The sequence below is a fragment of the Streptomyces sp. MB09-02B genome, assembly GCF_033794485.1.
GTDB lineage: Bacteria > Actinomycetota > Actinomycetes > Streptomycetales > Streptomycetaceae > Streptomyces.
Window position 1 is genome coordinate 1 of record NZ_JARGEE010000575.1, and the last position, 4,723, is coordinate 4,723.

The window sequence follows — 4,723 nt, forward strand, 5'->3', positions numbered from 1 at the left end:
TTTCTCTCTTTGTTTTTTTACTTTTTTTTTTGTTTCAGGAGGAAACGGCATACGATGTTGTCGCCTGTCCCTTGGGCTCGGAGAGGTGTATAAGGGCAAGGGCTCCCGCCGCGGCCGCGGAGAACTGCCCCCGAACGGCCGCGTCTCCGTGTGCGGGGTCTGGCGGATGACGTCCATTTTCGTAAACGTTTTCGCGTTTTCGACCGTCGCCCGCGCCCCCTCCGGACCGCCCGCACCCTGGTCGGCACACCTCTCACCTGCGTACTCACCGTCACCCGGCGGCCACCGGACGACAGCTTCCGGCAACCCCGGTGACCATCCGGCGTAACATTTTGCCGTCGCGCTCTTGCGTGAGTCGATCCGGCGACCTACGTTTCACAGCAACCGTTTACTACACATTCCGCAGGGGTCCCGAGACCCGAGCTGACGGTCCGCCTCGCTCGCAGTCGCCCCACCGAGCCGCCCCTCGCTCCCCCACTTCCGCGATCGTCTACGTCTCGAAGGATGCCGTTCGATGAACTCCAGCAGCCCCCGGAGAAGGTTCGCCCGCATCGCCGTCGCGAGTGTGGCGCTGACAGGTCTGCTCGCCGCGTGCGGCGGTTCGGACTCGGGCGACGACGGTTCCTCCGGAGCCACCGGCCCGGTCACCCTCCCCTTCTGGGGCTGGGCCAACGGCCAGGAAGCCCTCGTCAAGTCGTTCAACGCCTCCCACAAGGACGTCCAGCTCAAGTACACCAAGGTCACCGACCAGCTGACCATGCAGAAGCAGCTCAGCAACGCGGTGAAGGCGGGCAACGCCCCCTGTCTGGTGCAGAACACCGCCGAGTACGTGACGACCTGGGTGTCGCAGGGCGCGCTCGCCGACATCACCGAGTACGTCGGGTCGAGCGCGGACAAGTTCAACGCCGGCGCGTGGGCCGGTGTCCAGGTGCAGGGCAAGGTCTACGGCGTCCCCACCAGCTCGGCACCCGCCTTCACGATCTACCGCACCGACGTCTTCAAGAAGTACGGCCTGAAGGCGCCGACCACCTGGGACGACTTCATAGCCGCCGGCAAGGTCCTGAAGAAGCACGGCATCCACATCACCAACTACGCCGGTGAGGACCCGAGCACCCTGGAGGTGCTGGCCATGCAGGCCGGCGCCCACTGGTACGCCATCGACGGCGACTCCTGGAAGGTGAACTTCCAGGACGAGGGCAGCCTGAAGGCCGCCGACGTGATCCAGCAGATCATCGACGGCGACCTCAACTCCAAGCTCTCCTTCGCCGACTACGCGGCCGTGCAGCGCAACTACGACAAGGGCGGCACGGTCACCCGGCAGATCTCCACCTGGCAGATGGCCGGCATGGTGCAGAACTTCACCGACTCCTTCGGCGACTGGGCGCTCACCCCGTGGCCGACGTACAAGGGCGAGGCCGCGAAGACCCCGGCCGGCACCAACCAGAGCGGTGGCATGAACCTGGTCACCGAGCAGTGCGAGCACAAGAAGCAGGCGGCCGAGGCGGCCCTGTGGCTGTCCACGGACCCGGGCGCGGTGAAGTCGATGGCGAGCCCGGAGACCGGCAGCGGTGTGATGCCGGGTCTGGCCGACAGCGACTCGTTCGTCGCCGAGGCCATCTCCGAGAAGCTGCTGGGCGGCAACTACGAGCCGGCCAAGAAGATCGTCACGGACAGCCTGGGCACCGTCACCACCGACTGGGTCTACGGCCCCAACTGGACCGCCATGTTCACCGAGCTGCAGAGCGAGTGGGGCAAGGTCGTCAGCAAGGAGCAGAAGGTCACCGACCTGCTCGCGCACATGCAGGAGTGGACGGTCAAGGACCTGAAGTCGCGCGGCATCAACGTCAAGGGCTGAGGCATCCTTCGATGATTCGCTCCCAGCGCTGGAAGGGTGCCGCGTTCACGGTGCCCTTCCAGCTCGGATTCGTCTTCCTCTACCTGCTGCCCATCGCGTACGCCGTCTACGAGTCACTGTTCCAGGAGAAGCGGTCCGGGCTCGGCCTCGGTGGCGCGACCCGGGAGTTCACCGGGTTCGACAACTACCAGCTGGGGCTGAGCGACTCGGCGTTCATGGGCTCGATCCTGCGGGTGGTGCTGTTCGCCTGCGTGCAGATCCCGTTCATGCTGCTGGTCAGCCTGGTCCTGGCGCTGTTCCTCGACGCGCTCACCGCGAAGGCCGCGAACCGGTTCCGGATCGTGCTGCTGGTCCCGTACATGATCCCCGGCGTGGTCGCGGCGATCGTGTGGATCAATCTGTACAGCCCCGCCGTGGGCCCGCTGACCCCGATGGGCGACTTCCTCGGGTTCGACTGGAACTTCTTCGCGCCGTCCATGGTGTGGCCGTCCATCGGCAATCTGCTCACCTGGCACGGCATCGGCTACAACATGGTGATCATCTACTCGGCTCTCCAGGGCGTACCTCGCGAGCTGTTCGAGGCGGCCCGTCTCGACGGCGCCTCCGAGCTCCGGATCGCGCTGAGCATCAAGATCCCGTTCGTGCGCGCGGCGCTGGTCCTGACCGGTCTGCTGTCGATCATCCAGATGCTGCAGCTCTTCAACGAACCGGCGCTGTTCCGGAACATCACCCCCGAGACCGTCGACGGCAGCTTCACCCCCATCATGATCATCTACAACCAGGCGTTCAACGCGGGCAACTACCAGTACGCCGCCGCCCTCTCGGTGCTCCTCGCCCTGATCCTCGGCGTCGCCTCCCTCCTCTTCTACCGGCTGACCTCGAAGGAGGTCGACTGATGGCCACGACCACCACCGACTCCCCCAGCACCGGAACGCCGGCCAAGTCGGCCGAGTCGGGAAGGTTTGGCTCGCCTCCCGTACGGCGGATCGCCCGTCCCGACCCCGCCGCACGCGGGCGCGGCGGCCAGCGCTTCATCCTGCTCGGCCTGATCATGGCCAGCCTGTACAGCCTGTTCCCCGTCTGGTGGCTGATCGTCGCCGCCACGAAGGACCAGGTCGGGCTGTACCAGAGCAACGGCCTGTGGTTCTCCGGCATGCACCTGTGGGACAACCTGCACCAGCTGTTCACCTACGAGGACGGCATCTTCCTGCGCTGGACCGCCAACTCGTTCCTGTACGCCGGTGTCGGCTCCCTCGGCGGCACGTTCATCGCCCTGGCCACCGGTTACGGCCTGGCGCGCTTCGACTTTCCCGGGCGGGGCGTGGTCTTCGGGGCCGTGGTGGGCTCCTTCCTCATCCCCATCGCCCTGCTCACCCTCCCGCTGTATCTGATGTTCTCGAAGATCGGCCTCGTCGACACTCCCTGGGCGATGCTGATCCCCTGCCTCATCAACCCGTTCAGCGTGTATCTGGCGAAGGTCTACACCGAGGCGACGATCCCCTTCGAACTGCTGGAGGCGGCCCGTATCGACGGCGCCGGTGAGCTGCGGATCTTCTTCAGCATCGTGCTGCGGATGATGACCACGGGCGGCGCGACGGTCTTCCTGCTCGCCTTCGTCAACACCTGGAACGCCTTCTTCCTCCCCCTCACCGTGCTGCGCGGCGAGGAGAACTGGACCCTCAACCTCGGCCTCTACAACTGGTCGGGCAAGCGCGCCGAGTCCGGCATCGACGTGACCAGCCTGGTCCTGACCGGCGCGCTCCTCTCCATCGTCCCGCTGGCGATCATGATGACCGCGATGCGCCGCTACTGGCGGTCGGGCGTGACGCTGGGAGCGCTCAAGTGACCACCCCTGTGAACCGGGACGTGACCATGACCGCCGACGTGAACCCGGCCGTGACCGTGGCCCGCAATCCGGTCATCCGTGGCTTCGCCCCCGATCCCTCCCTGATCAGGGTCGGCGAGTGGTACTACGTGGCGACCAGTTCGTTCGAGTGGTTCCCGACGATCCCCGTGCACCGCTCCAGGGACCTGGCGCACTGGGAGTACGCCGGTCATGTGCGCGGCGCGGCCCCCGGCGGCTCGCTGCAGGGGGTCCCCGACTCGGCGGGCATCTGGGCGCCTTCGCTGAGCTGGGACGGCGAACGCTTCTGGGTGGTCTACACGGTCGTGCGGTCGGTCGGCACGCGCCACTTCGACCTCGACACGTACGTCAGTACGGCCGCGGCGGTGTACGGCGAGTGGACCGCGCCCCGACGGGTCGCGAGCCATGGCTTCGACCCGGCCCTGTTCCACCACGAGGGCCGGCTCTGGCTGCTGAACATGCAGAGCGACCACCGTCCCGGCGGCGAGCGGTTCGCCGGGATCGTGCTGACGGAACTGGACCGCGCCACACTCCGTCCGCTCGGCGACACTCATCTCCTGCTCCAGCACGACCGGTTGATCGAGGGTCCCAAGCTCCTGATCCGCGACGGCTGGTACTACCTGGTCCTCGCCGAGGGCGGCACCGGGGTCGAACACGGGGTGCGGGTGGCGCGCAGCCGCGCCCTGACCGGACCGTACGAACTCGACGACGTGCCGCTCCTGACGACCCGGGACGACCCGAAGGTGCCGCTGCAGAAGGCCGGACACGCCGAACTCGTCCGGACGCCGACCGGTGAGTGGTTCCTGAGCCACCTCACCGCCCGCCCCCTGCACACCGCATACGGCATCCGCTGCACCTTGGGCCGCGAGACCGCGATCCAGGCGGTGACCTGGGACCCCGAGGGCTGGCCCCGGCTTCGGCAGGGGGGTTGGCATCCGGCGGTGGCTGTCTCTTAAACACATCTCCAAGCCCACGAAACAGGAAAAAAAATAGAAAAAGGACTT

3 protein-coding genes and 1 pseudogene are annotated in these 4,723 nt (G+C 66.6%); all 4 read left to right on the plus strand.

Annotated features, from left to right (window positions below):
- The first annotated feature begins 514 nt into the window (after window positions 1-514).
- A complete protein-coding gene (locus P1P70_RS40930; protein ID WP_319247010.1) occupies window positions 515-1,855 on the plus strand; it encodes an ABC transporter substrate-binding protein in 1,341 nt (446 codons plus the stop codon).
- 11 nt (window positions 1,856-1,866) lie between these two features.
- Window positions 1,867-2,751, plus strand: a complete 885-nt coding sequence (locus P1P70_RS40935; protein WP_319247012.1) for a sugar ABC transporter permease — start codon at window positions 1,867-1,869, stop codon at window positions 2,749-2,751.
- Complete coding sequence (locus P1P70_RS40940; protein ID WP_319247014.1) at window positions 2,751-3,701, plus strand: carbohydrate ABC transporter permease; 951 nt, start codon at window positions 2,751-2,753, stop codon at window positions 3,699-3,701. The genes P1P70_RS40935 and P1P70_RS40940 overlap by 1 nt, the downstream gene beginning before the upstream one ends.
- A gap of 50 nt (window positions 3,702-3,751) precedes the next feature.
- Window positions 3,752-4,669: pseudogene (locus P1P70_RS40945) on the plus strand (family 43 glycosylhydrolase); the annotation flags it as partial.
- Window positions 4,670-4,723: the final 54 nt, after the last annotated feature.